Annotated in this window: 18 protein-coding genes; 14 read left to right on the forward strand and 4 right to left on the reverse strand. The window is 59.2% G+C overall.

Going from position 1 to position 18,165, the window contains the following annotated elements; translation table 11 throughout:
- Position 1: 1 nt before the first annotated feature.
- Together B5T_RS23485 and B5T_RS01880 are read left to right on the forward strand one after the other, a co-directional pair.
- Positions 2 to 346 carry a GNAT family N-acetyltransferase gene (locus B5T_RS23485; protein ID WP_268237329.1) on the forward strand — a complete coding sequence of 115 codons (345 nt, stop codon included), beginning with the start codon at positions 2 to 4 and terminating at the stop codon, positions 344 to 346.
- 167 nt (positions 347 to 513) lie between these two features.
- Positions 514 to 936, forward strand: coding sequence for a hypothetical protein (locus tag B5T_RS01880; protein ID WP_014992755.1), 423 nt, complete (start codon positions 514 to 516; stop codon positions 934 to 936).
- Positions 937 to 962: 26 nt separating this feature from the next.
- Here the strand turns inward: B5T_RS01880 and B5T_RS01885 are convergent, their stop codons facing one another.
- On the reverse strand, positions 963 to 1,538 hold the full coding sequence (locus B5T_RS01885) for an NADPH-dependent FMN reductase (protein WP_014992756.1): 576 nt from the start codon (positions 1,536 to 1,538) through the stop codon (positions 963 to 965).
- Positions 1,539 to 1,778: 240 nt separating this feature from the next.
- Between B5T_RS01885 and B5T_RS01890 the strand changes: the two genes are divergently transcribed.
- The 4 genes from B5T_RS01890 (at position 1,779) to B5T_RS01905 (ending at position 5,101) form a co-directional block, all read left to right on the forward strand.
- Positions 1,779 to 2,231 carry a GAF domain-containing protein gene (locus B5T_RS01890; protein WP_148279184.1) on the forward strand — a complete coding sequence of 151 codons (453 nt, stop codon included), beginning with the start codon at positions 1,779 to 1,781 and terminating at the stop codon, positions 2,229 to 2,231.
- 65 nt (positions 2,232 to 2,296) lie between these two features.
- Entirely contained in the window at positions 2,297 to 3,184 is an 888-nt protein-coding gene (locus B5T_RS01895; protein WP_014992758.1) for a haloalkane dehalogenase, read from the forward strand.
- Between the two features lie 124 nt (positions 3,185 to 3,308).
- Positions 3,309 to 3,644, forward strand: a complete 336-nt coding sequence (locus B5T_RS01900; RefSeq protein WP_014992759.1) for a zinc ribbon domain-containing protein YjdM — start codon at positions 3,309 to 3,311, stop codon at positions 3,642 to 3,644.
- A 149-nt stretch (positions 3,645 to 3,793) separates the two neighbouring features.
- Complete coding sequence (locus tag B5T_RS01905; RefSeq protein ID WP_014992760.1) at positions 3,794 to 5,101, forward strand: short-chain fatty acid transporter; 1,308 nt, start codon at positions 3,794 to 3,796, stop codon at positions 5,099 to 5,101.
- Between the two features lie 40 nt (positions 5,102 to 5,141).
- On the opposite strand, the gene B5T_RS01910 is transcribed toward B5T_RS01905, so the two are convergent.
- A complete protein-coding gene (locus tag B5T_RS01910) occupies positions 5,142 to 6,215 on the reverse strand; it encodes a PDC sensor domain-containing protein (protein ID WP_014992761.1) in 1,074 nt (357 codons plus the stop codon).
- A 245-nt stretch (positions 6,216 to 6,460) separates the two neighbouring features.
- Complete coding sequence (locus B5T_RS01915; protein ID WP_014992762.1) at positions 6,461 to 7,414, reverse strand: aldo/keto reductase; 954 nt, start codon at positions 7,412 to 7,414, stop codon at positions 6,461 to 6,463.
- A 197-nt stretch (positions 7,415 to 7,611) separates the two neighbouring features.
- Between B5T_RS01915 and B5T_RS01920 the strand changes: the two genes are divergently transcribed.
- Positions 7,612 to 9,189, forward strand: coding sequence for a phospholipase D family protein (locus tag B5T_RS01920; RefSeq protein WP_229682994.1), 1,578 nt, complete (start codon positions 7,612 to 7,614; stop codon positions 9,187 to 9,189).
- Here the strand turns inward: B5T_RS01920 and B5T_RS01925 are convergent.
- Entirely contained in the window at positions 9,184 to 9,450 is a 267-nt protein-coding gene (locus B5T_RS01925; protein WP_148279185.1) for a hypothetical protein, read from the reverse strand. The genes B5T_RS01920 and B5T_RS01925 overlap by 6 nt on opposite strands.
- 269 nt (positions 9,451 to 9,719) lie before the next feature.
- Between B5T_RS01925 and B5T_RS01930 the strand changes: the two genes are divergently transcribed.
- The 7 genes from B5T_RS01930 to B5T_RS01960 all read left to right on the forward strand — a co-directional run bounded on the left by B5T_RS01930 (position 9,720) and on the right by B5T_RS01960 (position 18,164).
- On the forward strand, positions 9,720 to 10,349 hold the full coding sequence (locus B5T_RS01930; RefSeq protein ID WP_014992765.1) for an FMN-binding negative transcriptional regulator: 630 nt from the start codon (positions 9,720 to 9,722) through the stop codon (positions 10,347 to 10,349).
- A 210-nt stretch (positions 10,350 to 10,559) separates the two neighbouring features.
- Positions 10,560 to 11,729 carry a TAXI family TRAP transporter solute-binding subunit gene (locus tag B5T_RS01935; protein ID WP_014992766.1) on the forward strand — a complete coding sequence of 390 codons (1,170 nt, stop codon included), beginning with the start codon at positions 10,560 to 10,562 and terminating at the stop codon, positions 11,727 to 11,729.
- 21 nt (positions 11,730 to 11,750) lie between these two features.
- Positions 11,751 to 13,748 carry a TRAP transporter permease gene (locus tag B5T_RS01940; protein WP_014992767.1) on the forward strand — a complete coding sequence of 666 codons (1,998 nt, stop codon included), beginning with the start codon at positions 11,751 to 11,753 and terminating at the stop codon, positions 13,746 to 13,748.
- A gap of 204 nt (positions 13,749 to 13,952) precedes the next feature.
- Positions 13,953 to 14,942 (forward strand): IclR family transcriptional regulator domain-containing protein, encoded by a 990-nt coding sequence (locus B5T_RS01945; protein ID WP_014992768.1) that lies wholly within the window; start codon positions 13,953 to 13,955, stop codon positions 14,940 to 14,942.
- A gap of 42 nt (positions 14,943 to 14,984) precedes the next feature.
- On the forward strand, positions 14,985 to 16,139 hold the full coding sequence (locus tag B5T_RS01950) for an acyl-CoA dehydrogenase family protein (RefSeq protein ID WP_014992769.1): 1,155 nt from the start codon (positions 14,985 to 14,987) through the stop codon (positions 16,137 to 16,139).
- A 38-nt stretch (positions 16,140 to 16,177) separates the two neighbouring features.
- On the forward strand, positions 16,178 to 17,140 hold the full coding sequence (locus B5T_RS01955; protein ID WP_014992770.1) for a Bug family tripartite tricarboxylate transporter substrate binding protein: 963 nt from the start codon (positions 16,178 to 16,180) through the stop codon (positions 17,138 to 17,140).
- 58 nt (positions 17,141 to 17,198) lie between these two features.
- Entirely contained in the window at positions 17,199 to 18,164 is a 966-nt protein-coding gene (locus B5T_RS01960) for a Bug family tripartite tricarboxylate transporter substrate binding protein (protein ID WP_014992771.1), read from the forward strand.
- The last annotated feature ends 1 nt before the right edge of the window (position 18,165 follow it).

Below are 18,165 nucleotides of genomic sequence, written 5' to 3' on the forward strand. Positions count from 1 at the left end.
GGTGGCGGAAATCGCGGGCGGATTGTCGGGATACGCTTACGCCACCCGTTGGCATGATCGCCACGCCTACCGGTTCAGCGTTGAATCCACGGTATACATTGATGCCGGGGTGGTTGGCCAGGGCCTGGGAGAGCGTCTGTACCTGTCTTTACTGTCGCAACTTCGTCATCAGGGGCTGCATGCGGTGATGGCGGTTATCGCCTTGCCGAACGCCGCCAGTGTGGCGCTGCACGAGAAAGTCGGGTTCCGGCAAAGCGGCTGTTTGCGTGCGGTGGGCCGCAAATTCGAGCGCTGGATCGATGTCGGATACTGGCAGTGTTTCCTGACGGACGCGCCGGAGCCATAGTCGCCGCTCATGACAGGGGCGGCGCAAATAGTATGTGTCCCCTTTGACTGACGAGACGCCGTTCCCTTTCCGGTTGTTGACACCAGCCTGGTGGCTGCTTAAAAGGGGAAGGGGAAACAGTCTGTTTCTTGATGATGGAACAACAGAATAACTAAGGGATGAGAACCATGGAATTCAGTGATGAGCAAGACCCCTATACCCGCGACGATTTCAAAACGGAAATTGAAGAAGCCATTACCCGTCTGGAAAAGGCCAATGATGTGGCGCAGGAGGCGGTGAGTTTTCATCTGGCTCGCGCCTCCGGTTTGTTCTTCAGCCGCTTCGGCACCATGGATGAGTTCATGATGGCCTCGGAAGAGGTGAAGATGGGGTATATCGAAGAACTGAACCGCCGCGAGGATGAATACGCGGAAACGGACCGCTTTGCTTCCTACGCTTTTGCTCTGTTCAAGATGTGGGTGGGAACGGTGATCGAATGCGACCGCGAATTAATGGTTCTTTTCGTGGAACGACTGGGACCGTTCATGAACCGGGGGGAGAAGCTCATCCTGGAGTTGCTGGATGAGGAGGAGAACGAGAAGACGCACTAACCCCCGGCCGCCGGGCTTTGACGGTGTCACGACACGCGGGCATACGCCTCTTCCTGCCTTGCCTGGCGCAGGGCACTCGCCCACCACCACAACTGTGCCAGCAGTTTACTGAGATTGCGTGATGCCCGCTCCGGGTCTCGCGGATGTCCCTGTTTATCGAATTGCTCCGGCGCATTGGGGAAGCTCACCACCTGACGAATGGTGGTGGCGTGCAGTTCGGCGAACACCAATCGCAATTGCTCCACGGCCCGCAAGCCGCCGGATACGCCGCCATAGCTGATGAACGCTACCGGTTTGGCCTGCCAGACGCCATAAATACTGTCCAGCAAGTGCTTCAGAGGCGCGCTGAAGCTGTGATTGTACTCCGGGGTGGCTACCACAAAGGCGTCGGCACGATGCAGGCGCTGCTGCAGATCATTGGCGGCGGAGTCGTTTGGAGGCGCGTTGGTCGGGGCCGGAAACAAAGGCGAGGGGTCGATGACGTCCAGCTCGAAGGCTTCGTGGCCGTCGATCTCGCGGGCTGCCCAGCGAACGATCGTGTCGCAGAATCGGCCTTCCCGAATGCTGCCGTAGATCAAGGCGATGCGAATTGGTTTGGCCATGTTGTTACTCCAGTGGGTTGGTGTGATGGGTATCGTGGTTGTGACTCTAAAACCTGAAGCAAGGTTTAGATCAAGGCAGGCCTCGCCTCTTGTAGTGATAGGCGCAAAAAATCGCGGTGTTGGAGTGGCATGACAGCGGTGAATGAAGACAAGGGATGCCGATGCCTTCGATGGTACTGGCATGCAACTTGCCTTCACTGATTCATGCTTTGGACAGTGGAATTCAACAAAGGGGGGGAGATGGGATATCAAAATACCATGCAAGAAAGGGTGGAAGCGGTCCGCCAGGCGTTGGCCGTGGACGTTTGTAGTCTATATCTGGCTTTCCCGGAAACGGATGAGCTGGAATTGGTGGCCAGCGGCGGGCTGGACCCACAGGCCCTGGGGGCGCGGATGACGTTTTCGCAGGGACTGACCGGCAAGGTGGCGCGTACCGGTCAGCCGGTGGTGGCAAGGCACGTCGCTGATCATCCGGATTATCATCATGTGGCCAACTCCGGCGAAGAGCGCTTCAAGAGCTATCTGGGGATCCCTTTGCGTAATGGCGATCACCTGATCGGAGTGCTGGTGATCCAGACAGTGATCGCCAAGAGCTTTTTCCATAATGATATCCGCGAGTTACATCGGGCCGGCAGGGATGTTCGCGAGGCGCTGCTGGCGCGGCAGGGAATAGCGGGGATAAGGACGGGTTGAGTACCTTGGGAGGGCGGAGGAGAATGTGGGGCCGTTGTCATCAATAACCATAACAGGAGGACATCATGCTCAGAGAACAACTCCCCTATCCGAAGCACGAAAAGGTTATCCACGGCAAACGCCTGGCCTATGTGGATGAAGGCGAGGGCGACCCGATTGTCTTCCTCCACGGTAACCCGACATCATCCTTCCTGTGGCGTAATGTCATGCCGGAATTGGCCGGACAGGGCCGCCTGATCGCCCCGGATCTGATCGGGCAGGGCGACTCGGAAAAGCTGCCCGCCGGAGAAGGGGCCAACGCCTACGGCTTTGACACCGCCTATCACTATCTGGAAGGCCTGCTGGAGGCACTGGGGTGTCATCATCAGGTCACGTTGGTGGTGCACGATTGGGGCAGTGCACTGGGGTTTCATTGGGCCCGCTGTCATCCGGATGCGGTGAAAGGCATTGCCTATATGGAAGCCATCGTCATGCCGGTGACCTGGGAGGACTGGCCGGAGTCGGCACGGGGCATTTTCAAGGGGTTTCGCTCCGACAAGGGCGAGGATCTGATCCTTAATCGGAACCTGTTTGTCGAGGCGGTGTTGCCGGGCTCGGTCATTCGTGACCTGAGTGAGGCGGAAATGGCGGAATATCGGCGGCCTTTCCAGAAAGCCGAAGACCGCCAGCCCACACTGAACTGGCCCCGGGATATTCCTATTGATGGTGAACCCGCGGAGATGGTTCGCGTGGTGCGGGATTACGCCGACTGGCTGGCGGCATCGCCGCTACCGAAGCTGTTCGTCAACGCGGATCCGGGCTCCATTCTGATTGGTCGGCAGCGTGAGTTTTGCCGCACCTGGCCGAATCAGACCGAAGTGACGGTGCGCGGCAATCACTTTCTTCAGGAAGACTCGCCGGTGGAGATCGGGCAGGCGGTGGCTCGCTGGCTGGAGGCCCTATCCAATTCGTAAACGGCGCTCGCCGGTACGGGCCCGACATGCCGTTTTATGGTGATCGGAGTATGATGGCCCTCCCGGGAAGCATGCCGGCTGATCATAATCCGCCGTTCCCTTCAGACTTAAACAGGATGCGCCAGTGAGTACGTTACCTTCCTGCCCCCAATGTGGCTCCGAATACACTTATGAGGACGGTGCGTTTTTCGTCTGTCCGGAATGCGCTTATGAATGGAATAACGAGAGCGAAAGCGCGGATGTGGAATCCATGGTCCGGGATGCCAATGGAACGGTCCTGGAGGACGGTGACACCGTGACCGTGATCAAGGATCTCAAGATCAAGGGCTCCTCCTCGGTGGTGAAGGTTGGTACCAAGGTGAAGAATATTCGCCTGGTGGACGGTGATCACAATATTGATTGCAAGATCGACGGCATCGGGGCAATGAAACTGAAGTCCGGGTTCGTCAAGAAAGTCTGATTTCTTTGTTCACGCCTCTCCCCATCCAGGGGGGCGTTTCCATTTTTCTAGTCAAATGGTCGAATTGAGGTAGGCGGTCGTTTGGAGGTTCCCTATTCTGTTGTTTAATCCGCCGTTGGTGGAATAACGATAACAACTGGGAGACCCTCATGTTGAATACCATCGCCAAACCCTTCGTGCGTCTGGTGGAACGCTATCTGCCAGATCCTTATATCTTTGTATTGATTCTGACGCTGGTGGCGTTCGCCGCCGCGATGCTGGTGGAAGGCAACTCCCCGCAGGCCGTTATGGTGATGTGGGGAGACGGTTTCTGGGGCCTGCTGACGTTCTCCATGCAGATGTTGCTGGTGCTGGTCACCGGTTTCATGCTCGCCAGTACCCCGCTGGTGAAAGGCATTCTCAATCGACTGGCATCGCTGGCCCGCACACCGGGACAGGCCATCTTGTTGGTGACCTACGTGGCACTGGCGGCCAGCTGGATCAACTGGGGCTTTGGTCTGGTGGTGGGCGGATTGTTCGCCAAGGCATTGGCCCGGCAGGTCCGGGTGCATTACCCCTTGTTGATTGCCGCCGCCTATTCCGGCTTTGTCGTCTGGCATGGTGGTCTGGCGGGATCCATTCCCCTGACCATCGCCACCGAAGGGCACTTCACCCAGGAGCAGATCGGTATCATCGGCACCGGCCAGACGATTTTCTCCTTCTTCAATCTGGCGATCGTGGTGATGTTGTTTATCGCGGTACCGCTGGTGAATCGATGGATGTTGCCGCCGGAGGAGGACAGCCATTATGTCGACGCTGAAACCCTGAAGGACGGTACCGAGGTGGACGTGGCGGTGACGCGGCCAGCCGAGCATCTGGAGAACAGCCGGATTCTGGCCTGGCTGATCGGCTTCAGCGGTATTGCCTACGCCATCAACTACTTCGCCGGTGGCGGTGGCCTTAACCTGAATATCGTCAACTTCATGTTCCTGTTCCTGGCTATCGTGTTGCACCAGACACCGCGGCGCCTGCTCAACAGCCTCCACGAAGCGATCAAGGGCGGTGCCGGTATTGTCATTCAGTTCCCGTTTTACGCCGGCATCATGGCGGTGATGACGCAATCCGGGTTGGCCGCCACTATCTCCAACGGTTTCGTTTCCATCGCCAGCGCCGACTCCCTGCCGTTCTGGAGCTTTATCAGTGCCGGCGTGGTGAATATCTTCGTGCCTTCCGGTGGTGGGCAGTGGGCGGTACAGGCCCCGGTGATGATCCCCGCCGCCCTGGAATTGGGCGCTGACCTGCCCCGGGTGGCCATGGCGGTGGGTTGGGGTGACGCCTGGACCAACCTGCTGCAGCCGTTCTGGGCTTTGCCGGTGTTGGCTATCGCCGGTCTCAAGGCGAAGGACATTATGGGCTTCTGTCTGGTGCAACTGATCATTACCGGGGCACTGATCAGTATTGGTCTGACCTGGTTCTAGCCCGTCCCTTTCGGCACGGGCTGTCACGGCCATGACCCGGTCAGGCCGACCGGGCGTGCCGGTGCGCTGCCGCCGCCGAGCTCTGAGACGCTTCGTCGCCAAGGTTGTATTCAATCACACCGAACCAGCCCAGACCCCGGTAGGTTTCGTAGCCCGGGGTCAGGGCAAAGGCGACCAGCCGTTGTGTGTCCGCCAGGTAATAGCCGTTGGACAGATCGTTATTCGCCAGCGGATAGGCGTCCCCCAACTCGCCCTGGCCACTGGAGTCGGCCAGTATCCGATGGCGGGCATCCAGCAGCATGACCCGGCACCGCTCTCGTTCCTCGTCGCTGAGGCCAACACCTTGCACTACCGCCCTGGCCTGGGGAGTCCAGTCGAAGAAGATACCGAGCACCCCCACCGGGGAGTCTCTCTCATCCCGGATGGCGGTGGCGTAGGTGGCCACCGCGGCGTTATCCAGGCAGGCATTGCGGGCCACATCGGCGACGGTGAAGTCATCGCCACTGGCGGTGGCCATGGCGTTCCGGAACCAGCCTGTCTGAGAGACATTTTCGCCGGTAACACCGGGATAGCGGTCAGGACGTCCGTTGGCGATGACATTCCCGTTGGCATCGGCGATCCACAGGTCCAGATATACGGTGTAGGAACGCAGAATGGTGGCCAGCCGGCTGCTGGCATAGTCGCTTAGTTGGCGGTCGTCGGGCGCGCGCGCTGCCGCTACCACGGCACTGTCAGTGGCCCACCAGCGCACATCGCAGGAACGCTCGAACAGATTGCGATCGATAATATCGATGGCATTGAGTGACAAGTCGGTCAGACGCTGACCGCGGAATTCGGTAAGCATGCGGCCACCGACGTCCTCGATTTCCCGGGTATGGGCTTCCACCGCCTGGCGGAAATCGGCGGCGATATGGTTGATCTCCGAAGACACTTGGCCGATTTCCTCCGCCACCACGCCGAAGGCCGCGCCAGCGCTACCGGCACGCGCTGCTTCGATACGAGCGTTGAGAGCAAGTATGCGGGTGGCGTGCATGATCGATTCGATCGCTCCGACCTTGTCGTGGGTGATCCTGGAAATATCGTAGGCCAGTTGAAGCAATGTGGTGTCTTGCATGGATGAGCCCTCTTATTGCGTGACATCTCCCGTTGACCGCCGGCTTCGTGCGGGAAGGGGCGGAGAGAGAACTGGAACTTGCAATAAGCGCGCCGATTTCTTTCCATGCCATTGTTTTAAAAGGATAAAATGTGGATGGGCGTTAATATCGGCAAAGGCCGGAAAAGCTTTAATGGCGACGCGCCGACGTCAGCGTGGCGCCGGTAATCCGCGCCGCCAGATCACGGACGATGGTAGTCGGCGGGTCACTCGTCCCAGAGGTTCTCAAGGGTATAAGGGCTGCCCGGCTGCGCCCAATTGGCGCCGGATACGTAACGGCGGTGTTTATCCAGGGCGGCGATGCGATCCATATCACCGTCGTCCAGTTCCAGGTCGGCGGCGGCCAGGTTCTGGCGCAGGCGTTCGGGATTCACCGATTTGGGAATCACCGCGGTACCGCGTTGCGTGGCCCAGCGAATCAACACCTGAGCGGGGCTGGCCTGATGCCGTTCGGCGATCTCCACGATCACCGGATCTTCCAGCAACACCGGCTCATCGGCGGCTTTGAATGCCGCGGGCCGGTCAAAGGAGCCCAGTGGCGAATAGGCGGTCAGGTGCACGCCGTTGGCGTGGCAAAACTCCAGCATGCTGTTCTGCTGCAGGTAGGGGTGCAGTTCGATCTGGTTCATGGCCGGTTTGATCCGCGCCGTCTCGAGCAGCGTTTGCAGTTTGCTGATGCTGAAGTTGGACACGCCGATGTGACGTGTCAGGCCATCATCGACCAGGGCTTCCAGGGCGGCCCAGGTGGCGGCTATCGGACGCTCTTCCAGCGACAACAGGTCTTCTCCGCTATTGGGGAAAACCACGCCGGGTTTATGCGCCACCGGCCAGTGGATCAGGTACAGATCCAGATAATCCAACCCCAGGTCGGATAGGGTTTGCCGCAACGCCGGAGCCACGTCTTCCGGAGCATGTGCGCTGTTCCATAATTTCGAGGTGATCCATAATTCCTCGCGGCGCACTTCGCCGGCGCCCAGCGCCTCGTTCAGTGCCTGGCCTACTTCTTTTTCATTGCCATAAATGTGGGCGCAATCGATATGGCGATAACCGGCACGGATGGCTTCGCGCACCGCCTGATGGACCTCTCCGGGCTGGGACTTCCAGGTACCCAGACCGATAATGGGCAGGGTGTCGCCGTTCTCAAAAGCAAGCGTTTGCATGGAGTGACTCCTTGGCCTGTGTGTTGTCGTCCCGTTGGTTGGGAGCACGCCCGTCGCTGGCGGGTGGTGAAAGGTAAAAAAGGAAGGTGTTCCAGGTTAGACCAGAGACGTTGGTTTTTGAATGTGGCTTTATGGGGAATCGTTGCCTGATTCTGCTTGATGGCGTCCGGCCGATTGTGATGCGAGGAGAATGACCTTTGACCAGATTTACGGGGCCCGGAGTGATGGCGGGTCATTGGCTACGGGGCCTGATGCTGATCACTATGTTGTCGGCCCTGAGCGGGTGTGCCGGTTTGCCTTCCCTGGAAGGGCGCACCGTCACCGTGGCGCTGTCACCGGAATATGCGCGAACTTCCGCCATGGGGAAGGTTGTGACGCCGCTGGCGGACGCCCACCCTGGCGAAAGCGGTATCCATGCCCTGGTTGATGCGAAGGAGGCCTTTGCCGCCCGCATGCTGCTGGCGGACGCCGCCGAGCACACCCTGGATATCCAGTATTACATCTGGCACGCCGACATCACCGGGACACTGCTGTTCGAGGCGCTGCACCGGGCCGCCGACCGTGGCGTGCGGGTCCGTTTACTGCTGGATGACAATAACACCGCCGGGCTGGATGATATTCTGTCGGCTCTGGACGCCCACCCCAACATCGAGGTGCGGTTGTTCAACCCCTTTGTTTTGCGTTGGCCCCGGGCTTTGGGGTTTATGACGGACTTCTCCAGGGCCAACCGGCGCATGCACAACAAATCCTTCACGGTGGACAATCAGGTGACGGTGGTGGGCGGGCGCAATGTGGGTGACGAGTACTTCGGTGCCGCCGATGGCCCGCTATTCGCGGATCTGGACGTGCTCGCCATTGGGTCGGTGGTAAACGACGTCTCCGTTGACTTTGACCGTTACTGGGCCAGCCGTTCCTCCTATCCCGCCGACCGTATTCTGCCGGATAAGCCGGTCCCCGATCTGCAGGTGCTGACGGCATCGGCGGCGCGCATGGAACAAACCCGTAAGGCCGGCGCCTACGTGCGCGCTTTGAAGCAATCCGAACTGGTTACACAGCTGCGTAACGGCAATCTGCCGTTCGAGTGGGCGGCAACCCGGATGGTCTCGGACGATCCCGCCAAGGGGCTGGGTGAGGCGGCGCCAGAGGGACTGTTGATGGCACAACTGTCGGAGATCATTGGCACACCCGCCGCCAACCTGGAACTGGTTTCGCCGTATTTCGTACCCACCGCCGCCGGGGTGGAGGCGTTTACCGCTCTGGCCGAGAGCGGCGTTGATGTCCGGGTGCTTACCAACTCTCTGGAAGCCACGGACGTATCGGCGGTGCACGCCGGGTACGCCAAGAGGCGCAAGGACTTGTTGTCCGCCGGTATTCAGCTGTATGAGATGCGGGCCGCGGTTAACGCCGTGGAGCGCAATAAAAGCGCGGGACTGTTTGGCAGTTCCGGCTCCAGTCTGCATGCCAAGACCTTCGCCGTGGACCAGGAACGGGTGTTCGTCGGCTCCTTTAACTTCGATCCGCGCTCCGCCAATCTCAACACCGAGCTGGGGTTTGTCATTGAAAGCCCGGCACTGGCCAAAACGGTAGCGCACGTTTTTGAAACACGGGTGCCGGAAGGCGCCTACCGGGTCAAACTGGATGAAAGCGGTGATCTGTACTGGGTGGAAAAATTCGCCGACGGTGAACGGCGTTATCGCAAGGAGCCCGGGGTCGGGGCGATCAAACGCTGGGGGGTGTCGTTGCTGTCCTGGCTGCCGATCGAATGGCTGCTATAACAACGGTAGTGCTGTTTGCCATAGGCCGAAATAAGACACGCCAAAGAAGGACGTACCAAAAAAAGACGTACCAACAAAAGAGGGGCCATCGGGCCCCTCTTTGTTCTCCTCTTCCTGTTGCCAATCGTCGTAGTCCTCCAGGACATCCCGCCAGTCCAGGCGCGGGCGCACCGTCTGCCGGCCGGGCTGGTGGGGACCGCCCTTGCGCATCAGCGGATTGCAGGCCGCCGGATTGCGCATCGGTTTACGCATCTTCTTCATATCGTTCTCCTGTCGCGTCTTCCACCATGCCATAACGAAAAAACCCTGATGAACAGGGTCCACCAGGGTTTTCGGCAGGCCGCTGGAAGACATTGTTGTGCCTTCCAGTGGTCTCAGGAAGGCGTATTAGCGCTGTGAGCTCTTAAGCTGTGATTTCATGGGGCCTCCCTGTTAATGTCGGGTTGATAGCAATGAGGTTGCGAATAATACGCCGCCTGGGCGGCGACGCAACCCCCCCCTTATCCTTGATTCGTGAAGAGGCCCCAAAAGTGTACCAGCCCCGTGCCTTCCGGCAGACCGAAGCCGCCGCCCTGGACGATCTGATCCGGGACTTTCCGTTCGCTACCCTGGTGATTGAACAGGAGGGGCTGGCCGCCAACCATCTGCCGCTATTGTTACGGCGGCGTGGTGATGGCCGGGCCACGCTGGTGGGACATTTGGCTCGAGCCAATCCAATGTGCGATGAAGGATTCGAGCCGGTTTCGGCTCTGGCGATCTTTCATGGCCCACAAGGTTATGTTTCTCCCAACTGGTACCCCAGCAAGGCCCGGGACGGCCGGGTGGCGCCGACGTGGAACTACGCGGTGGTACATGTGCGTGGCACCCTGACGCTGGAGCACGATCCGCGCTGGTTGCGGGCCCTGTTGAGTCAACTGACCGATCATATGGAATCAGGCTCCGAGATGCCCTGGCGATTGCGGGATGCGCCGGAGGATTACCTGGACCGGATGATCGCCGCCACTGTGGGCGTACGTCTGGAGGTGCGGGAGATCGAGGGCAAATGGAAGCTCAGTCAGAACCAGCCGGAGGAGAACCAGAACGGGGTGATCTCCGGGCTCAAGCGGGACCGCCAGCTGGAGCTGTCGGCCTGGGTGGAGAAGGCGACGGCTCGTTGCTAAACCGTTTTCCAAGGCCGTTTCCCAAGACTGTCGGGCAGCGAAAAGGTTTCGGTCAACTGACCCAGCATACCATAAGGTTTGTCCGCGATTGAATTTTGCCGAGCTCGGGTTCTCGGTATAAGCTGGGTGGACAAAAGTTGAATGCTATTTCGCTATGCGGAATGCATAAGCCGTTTTATTACAACAACAGCGAAACGGGAGAGCACACTGATGGGTTTTTTGAAGTCGAGTTCCATTCTTTTTTCCGCCCTCGTCACAGGTTCCTTGATGATTTCCGGCAGCGCTTTGGCCGCCGAGAACGTCAATCTACCCAAAACCATCGCCATGACCGCCTACGGTACCGGTTCCGGTGGTTACACACAGATGGTGTCAATCGGTAATCTGCTGAAGAACGAGTACGGTGTTTCCGTCCGTATCCTGCCTGGTGAGAACGATGTATCACGCATGACGCCGTTGCGCACCGGCCGCGTGCCGATGTGCGCCTGTGGTATCGCCAGCTACTATGGCTCGGAAGGCGTGCTGATGTTCGCCGGTAAGGAATGGGGGCCGCAGCCGATCCGGGTGATTGCGACCTCCACAGCCAGTTTCGGTCTGGGGTTGGCGGTGGCCGGCGACCTGGATGTAAAAACGCCGGCGGATCTGAAAGGTAAAAAGGTGTCCTACATACGCGGTGATGATGCAAACAATCTGGGCACCGAGGCGTATCTGGCGTTCGGTGGCCTTACCTGGGATGACGTTAAAAAGGTGGAGTTCCCCGGTTACGCTCGTACTTTTGACGGGGTCGTCGCTGGACAAAGTGATACCGCTTTCACCATGACGGTAACTCCGGTAGCGCAGCAGTTAGCTGCCAGCCCACGTGGTGTTACCTGGCCGACTTTGGATCCCGATGATAAAGAAGGCTGGGAACGCCTGAGGGCGGTCGCGCCGTACTTCCAGTCCCACCAAGTGACCTCCGCTGCTGGCCTTGGGGAAGGAGAGATGTGGCAGGGCGCCACCTATCCCTACCCGATTCTGGTTAGTAATGCGGATGAGAAATCCGGCTTGGCCGGTTCTTTGGTCAAGGTGTTGATCGAAGATTACGACAAGTTCAAGGATGCGGCGCCAGGCAATGCCGGCTATGCCTTGGAAAATCAGAATATGCAGTGGGTTATTCCGTTCCATGACGAGGTAGTGGCTTACTACAAAGAGATTGGTCACTGGACTGAGCAGATGCAGACTCACCAGGATCGATTGGTGGAACGTCAGGATATTCTGCAAAAGACCTGGAAAGCTTACACCGCCGGTAACCCCCCGGAAGATGATGACGCATTCCGCAAAGGATGGATGGAAGCCCGGGCCAAGGCACTGGAAGCGGCAGGTATGAACCCGGTATTCCGTTAACCGACGCATAGGTAGTAAACGGTGAAATTCGAAGCGGAAACCGAATCCTCCAGGGGCCAGGTATCCGGTGTGCGGGACTTGCCAGGGCTGTGGCCCTGGCTGCCGCGACTGGCGACGCTGGTTCTGACTCTCTTGACCTTGGATTACGTGCTTAATCTCGGGTTTTTCAAACTGATCACCGCGCTGGAAAGCCAGTTCCTCTACACCGTGGTGGCGTTGATGTTACCTCTGGTCTTCATTCTCTGGCCGATCAAAACCGGCATCGCCTCCAAGCGTGTTCCCTGGTACGACCTGCTGCTGTTTCTACTGGCGGCGGCGGTTTGCGGATACTTCGTCTACAACGCGGAGCGGATTCTCGATAACGGCTGGGAATACGCCGCACCGCAAACCGCCATGGTGATGAGTTTCCTGCTATGGGTGGTCGTGGTGGAGGCGGTGCGGCGCGCCGGTGGCTGGCCGCTGGCTCTGATCTGCGGTCTCGCCAGTGTCTACCCGATAGTGGCGGACAAGATGCCGGGGCCGATTCAGGGCTTTCCATCGTCACCGGATCAGACCGCGATTTATCACGCCATGAGCCGGGAAAGCATGTTGGGGATTCCCTTGCAGGCGTTCGCCAACCTGGTGATCGGCTTTTTGCTGTTCGGTGTGGCATTGCAGAAGACCGGCGGCGGCAAGTTCTTCATCAATCTGGCGTTCGCCCTGCTCGGTCACGTTCGCGGTGGCCCGGCCAAGGTATCGATCTTTTCCAGCGGCCTGATGGGTTCCATGAGCGGCAGTGTGATCACCAACGTGCTCACCACCGGGGTGCTGACCATTCCGGCCATGCGCCGGGTCGGCATTGGCCGATCCTATGCGGCGGGTGTGGAGGCGTGCGCTTCCACTGGCGGGGTTTTGATGCCGCCGGTGATGGGGGCCACGGCGTTCGTGATGGCCAGCTTCCTGAACATTCCCTACGCCACCATCGCGTTGGCGGCGGTGGTGCCGTCGCTGCTGTTTTATCTGGGCCTGTTCGTGCAGATCGACGCTTACGCCGCCAAGTATCAGCTCAAGGGATTGCCCCAGGAAGAGTTGCCATCCCTGCGCCAGACCTTGAAGGAAGGCTGGTACTTCATCTTTGTTTTCGCGCTGCTGATCTGGATGCTGTTTTATCTGCGCCGTGAAGCCATCGCGCCGTTTTATGCCACGGCTTTGCTGTTGGTGATCAATCAGATCCTGCCATATCAACGCTGGGGCTGGGCCGAATGCAAGGACTTCTTTTCCAGCGCGGGCAAGCTGTTCGCCGAGCTGATCACGATCCTGGCCGGGGTCGGGCTGCTGGTGGGCGCTTTGTCGGTAACCGGTCTGTCCGGCACCATCGCCAACGATCTGATCTACATCGCTGGCGGTAATCCGCTGGTGTTGCTGATCATGGGAGCGGTGACCAGCTTCATTCTCGGTATCGGCATGACCGTGACCGCCGCTTACATCTTCCTGGCGGTGGCATTGGCCCCGGCTTTGGTGCAGGGCGGCGGTATGAATCCATTGGCGGTGCACCTGTTCATCCTCTACTGGGGCATGCTCAGTTTCATTACGCCACCGGTGGCTCTGGGGGCTTTCGCGGCGGCCACCGTGGCTGGCTCCCGGCCGATGGAAACCGGCTTGAAGGCGATGCGACTGGGTAGCGTGATTTACTTCATTCCGTTCCTGTTCGTGCTGAATCCGGCGCTGATTCTGCAGGGCCAGTGGCAGGATATCGTGATCGTGCTGTGCCAGGCGCTGGTGGGCGTGGTGTTGATCGCCGGAGCCATGCAGGGCTACCTGATCGGCATTGGGGATCTGACCGTGCACCGGGTGTTGCAATGGCCGATCCGGGGGATGCTGGTGATCGGTGGTCTGGCCTTCGCCATCCCTGGCGGCGGCGCCATGCCGCTGGATCATGGTGAACTGTTCATGCTCAGTCTTGCCCTCACTCTGCCGGCGCTGATTGTCGCCTGGCTTCTGGTCCGCGGCGGTCAGCGGACGCGCCCGCACGAGGCATAGTAGTACCTGTCACCGGGCCTCCCGGCCCGGTGATTCCTCTCCTGTTCTTACCCTGTCGCCGTCAGTGATCCACTGAAAGCCGGTGCTTCGTTGTTATGCTCTTGATTGCATATATTTCTCCATGATTCCGGACTGGTGAGTCACGAAGCTTGACGCCGTGTCTTTGTTTTTCTTAAATAGAAAAGACTTTCGGAGAAAGAAAAAATGGCGAACAGCTATCAGCTACAAACATTGGCCCGTGCTCTGGATGTCCTGGAACTGCTGGAGCGGACCTCCAAGCCGATGTCTCTGACCGAGATCGCCGAGGTTCTGGGGGAAGCGACCGCCATTGTCTATCGGATCCTGCATACCCTTGAAAACAGGGGGTATCTCTACCGGCGCCCGGAGGACAAGCGATACAGCTATACCGGACGTTCCACCGGAGCCGGAGCGGTGTCCCGGGCGGTGGATTTGCTGCTGGCCGCGGCCGAAAACGTGCCTGGAGGGGCGCCGGCGGAGCAACTGGCGCGGCGAGTGGGCCTGGATTCGAGAGTGACTGAAGAGATTTTGATTCCGCTGAGAGAAAAAGGCTGGGTCCAACAGGAGGAAGACAGCGACCAATGGCACTTGTCCCATACGGTGATGGCGTTGAGCCGGCCGTTTCTGAATAGCGACGATGTGCTGTTGCGTATCCGTCCGCTGATGGAGCGGCTCCACGTCGACACTGGGGAAACCGTGTCCCTGTTTCACCGGGCCGGCGACAGCCAGGTTGTCACCTCCGTTTTGCCCAGCCCTCACCCGGTCCGCTATGCGCTGGATATGGGTAGCACCCTTCCGCTTTATCTGGGTGCCGCGGGTAAGGCGATGATGGCATTTCTGCCGGAGTCCGAGGTGGAAGCGTTGATCAAGAACCACCAGATCACCGCGCTGACCCGCTATGTCCCCAAAACCGGTGCCTTACGAAAGGAACTCAAAACCATTCGCCGTAGAGGCTATGCCATTTCCAATGGCGAAAGGGTGGAAGGCGCCAGCGCCGCGGCGGTGCCAGTACTGCGCGAGGACGGCTATCCGGTCGCCGTGCTGGGTCTGATGATGCCCAGCTTCCGCACTTCCGACGGTGCACTGCATGGTCTCGGTGAGCGGTTGGTGAAGGAACTCAATCTGTTACGGATTCCCCCGGTCCAGCCGCAAAGCTCGTGCTCCAACGCTAACTAGATCAAAAGTGAATGGCCGGGCAACCGGCATAAGGAGAACAAGATGATTCGTGACCCAGAGGGTTTCCAGGCGTTTCTGAATGAAACCCGTCAGTGGGTGAAGGAAGTGGCGATCCCCGCCGAGGAGCGGGTGGAAGCCACCGATGAGATTCCCGAGGAACTGGTGGAGGAAATGCGCCGCCGTGGCTTTTTCGGCTGGAGCATTCCCGAACAGTTCGGTGGCACGGGCCTGACCACCGAGGAACTGGTGCTGGCGGCCATGGAGCTGTCGCAATGCGCCACCGCCTTCCGCGCCAGGGTGGGTACCAATACCGGTATCGGCTCCGAAGCTCTGGTGGCCGATGGCACGCAAGAGCAGAAAGCAAAGTATCTCCCGGCTTTGGCCCGAGGTGATGTGACCGGCTGTTTCGCACTGACCGAGCCGGATGCCGGCTCCGACGCCACCGCCTTGCGCGCCAGCGCGGTACGTGACGGCGACGACTACGTGCTCAACGGCACCAAGTGCTTTATCACCAATGCGCCCATCGCCGGGCTGTTCACCGTCATGGCGAGGACCGACGCGGACGACCTCTCCGCCAAGGGAATCAGCGCCTTCGTGGTGGAAGGGGACACGCCAGGACTGATAGTGGGCAAGGCCTATAAAAAAATGGGGCAGGCCGGATCGCCGGTATCGGAAGTGTATTTCCAGGATTGTCGGGTGCCCGCGGCCAATCTGATCGGCGGGGTGGAAGGTAAAGGATTCGTCACCGCCATGAAGGTGTTGAACAAACAACGCCTTCATCTGAGCGCCTTATGCACGGGGCCGGCCATGCGTATGCGTGACGAAGCTCTGGCCCATGCGTTGAAACGCCGCCAGTTCGGCCAGCCGATCGCGGATTTCCAGTTGGTGCAGGCGATGATCGCCGACATACAGACGGAGATTCACGCGGCCCGTGCACTCATTCTGGAGACCGCTCGCAAGCGTGACCAGGGAGAGGACATAAAGCTTGAAGCGTCGATGTGTAAATACTTCGCGTCGGAAATGTGTGGACGGGTGGCGGACAAGGCCGTGCAGATTTTCGGCGGCGCCGGTTATGTGGCGGACTACAGCTGCATCGAGAGGCTCTACCGTGATGCCCGTCTGTTCCGCCTGTATGAAGGCACCAGCCAGATCCACCAGTTGAATATCGCCAAGCTGACTTTACGTGCTGCTTCTTGAAACCCTTTGACATTCATTAGCCCGGAAGGAAAGACGACATGCTTACAACAACCACACGTCGAATCCTGAACCTGATCGCGCCCGTCCTGATTGTGGCGGCGACATCGTTGTCACAGGCGGCGGACTATCCAGAGCGTCCCCTCACCGCCATGGTGCCGTTTCCCGCCGGCGGCAGTACTGATCTGATGGCTCGTGCCATTGCCAGAGAGCTGACCGATTCACTCGGCACCAATGTGGTGGTGGACAACCGCGCCGGCGGGGCCGGCACGGTGGGAATGGCCGCTCTGGCCCGTGCTCGCAATGATGGCTATACCATCGGTGTGGTGCCGGCCGCTCCCTTGGTGAATCAACCGCACATGCGGCGTACTCCCTACAGCCTCAATTCCTTTGACTACATTTGTCAGTTCTTTCTCAGCCCGCAGGCGCTGGCGGTAGAGCCGCAATCTCCATTCTCCAACCTTGAGGAAATGGTGGCCTATGCCAAGGCGCATCCCGGAGAACTCACCTATGGAAGCCCAGGGCCAGGCTCTCTGCCGAATCTGTCCATGGAGCAGTTCCTGGAAAAGGCTGGTGTAAAGGTTACCCATGTTCCGTTCGCCGGCGACGGGCCGGGCGTCACTGCTCTGATTGGCGGGCACGTGGACATGTATATGACCATGTCCAATGTGATTGCCGACCGGGAGCTGAAGGCCATCGGTATTTTCAGCGAGGCGCCTCTGGATACTTTGCCCGGCGTAAAAACGGCCATAAGCCAGGGCTATGACCTGACCGCGTTCTGGTGGGGAGGCGTGATCGCGCCCAAGGGTATTCCCGATGAGGCCAGGAATAGATTGGAAAATGCCTGCAAGGCAGCCACCGAGTCCGAGCGCCTTGATGAGGTCCTGGGGCGATTGGGAACCCAGGCCGCCTACCTGGGTTCGGGCGACTTCCTCAAACAAGTGAACCGCATTTCGGAAACCAACGGACGGTTGATCGAGAAGGTGCTGAAAAAAACGCAGTAATCCGATGGCTTCGGCAATCGGAGCCAAACCGTGCTTATCTGATATTCGGGAGAACAACATGAAGATAACAAAAGTCTTATCTCTTGCTCTGGCCGCCACACTGCCGGCGATGCTGATGTCTCCGCTGGCGTCGGCGGAGGATTTTCCCTCCAGACCGATAACGGAAATCGTGCCGTACCCCGCCGGTGGCAGTAGTGATTTGGCCGGCCGCGCGCTTGCCAATGCCCTTTCCGGTCATCTCGGTGTCAATGTGGTTGTCGATAACCGTTCCGGCGGTGGTGGCAGTGTCGGTATCAGTGCTCTGGCCCGGGCCCGGGCGGACGGCTACACCATTGGCGTGGCACCAATAGGCACCATTGCCAATCAGCCTCACATGCACCGGACTCCCTACAACGCGGAATCGTTCGATTACTTGTGCCAGTTCTACTACGGCCCCGAGGTCCTGGTGGTGAAACCGGACTCGCCATTCAGCACTTTGAAGGAGGTGATCGACTACGCCAAGGCCCATCCCGGCAAGTTGTCCTTTGGCAGCCCTGGGCCGGGCACTTTGCCGCACCTGGACATGCTCAGATTCCAGCAGGTCACGGGCATCGAACTGACTCATGTTCCCTTTGCCGGGGATGGCCCGGGTTTGACCGCGCTGATGGGGGGGCACGTGGATCTGTATATGGCGATGCCGAACACGGTTACCGACCGCAATCTTGATGCGGTGGCGGTGTTCAGTGAGGAGCCCATGAGCTCCCTGCCCGGTATCCAGACCGTAATGGAACAGGGCCACGATATGACCGCTTCCGTTTCCGGCGGTCTGGTGGCGCCCAAAGGGCTGCCGTCGGCCATCAAGCAGAAACTGGTGGAGGGCTGTGAACAGGCCACCCAGTCCGAGGAATTGAAAACGGTACTGGGTCGCGTCGGCTTCGAAGCGCGTTATCAGGGCCCGGATGAGTTCCGTCAATTGGTGGAGCGCACGTCCGAGGTGAACGGTCGTCTGATCAAGGAAGTGATCAAGAAAGGCGGAGGCCGGTGAT

The organism is Alloalcanivorax dieselolei B5 (assembly GCF_000300005.1).
GTDB lineage: Bacteria > Pseudomonadota > Gammaproteobacteria > Pseudomonadales > Alcanivoracaceae > Alloalcanivorax > Alloalcanivorax dieselolei.

Excerpts from the sequence above, each read along its gene's own strand:
- B5T_RS01880 (WP_014992755.1), top strand. The coding sequence starts at position 514 with ATGGAATTCAGTGATGAGCAAGACCCCTATACCCGCGACGATTTCAAA.
- B5T_RS01885 (WP_014992756.1), bottom strand. The coding sequence starts at position 1,538 with ATGGCCAAACCAATTCGCATCGCCTTGATCTACGGCAGCATTCGGGAA.
- B5T_RS01890 (WP_148279184.1), top strand. The coding sequence starts at position 1,779 with ATGGGATATCAAAATACCATGCAAGAAAGGGTGGAAGCGGTCCGCCAG.
- B5T_RS01895 (WP_014992758.1), top strand. The coding sequence starts at position 2,297 with ATGCTCAGAGAACAACTCCCCTATCCGAAGCACGAAAAGGTTATCCAC.
- B5T_RS01905 (WP_014992760.1), top strand. The coding sequence starts at position 3,794 with ATGTTGAATACCATCGCCAAACCCTTCGTGCGTCTGGTGGAACGCTAT.
- B5T_RS01910 (WP_014992761.1), bottom strand. The coding sequence starts at position 6,215 with ATGCAAGACACCACATTGCTTCAACTGGCCTACGATATTTCCAGGATC.
- B5T_RS01915 (WP_014992762.1), bottom strand. The coding sequence starts at position 7,414 with ATGCAAACGCTTGCTTTTGAGAACGGCGACACCCTGCCCATTATCGGT.
- B5T_RS01925 (WP_148279185.1), bottom strand. The coding sequence starts at position 9,450 with ATGAAGAAGATGCGTAAACCGATGCGCAATCCGGCGGCCTGCAATCCG.
- B5T_RS01935 (WP_014992766.1), top strand. The coding sequence starts at position 10,560 with ATGGGTTTTTTGAAGTCGAGTTCCATTCTTTTTTCCGCCCTCGTCACA.
- B5T_RS01945 (WP_014992768.1), top strand. The coding sequence starts at position 13,953 with ATGGCGAACAGCTATCAGCTACAAACATTGGCCCGTGCTCTGGATGTC.
- B5T_RS01950 (WP_014992769.1), top strand. The coding sequence starts at position 14,985 with ATGATTCGTGACCCAGAGGGTTTCCAGGCGTTTCTGAATGAAACCCGT.
- B5T_RS01955 (WP_014992770.1), top strand. The coding sequence starts at position 16,178 with ATGCTTACAACAACCACACGTCGAATCCTGAACCTGATCGCGCCCGTC.
- B5T_RS01960 (WP_014992771.1), top strand. The coding sequence starts at position 17,199 with ATGAAGATAACAAAAGTCTTATCTCTTGCTCTGGCCGCCACACTGCCG.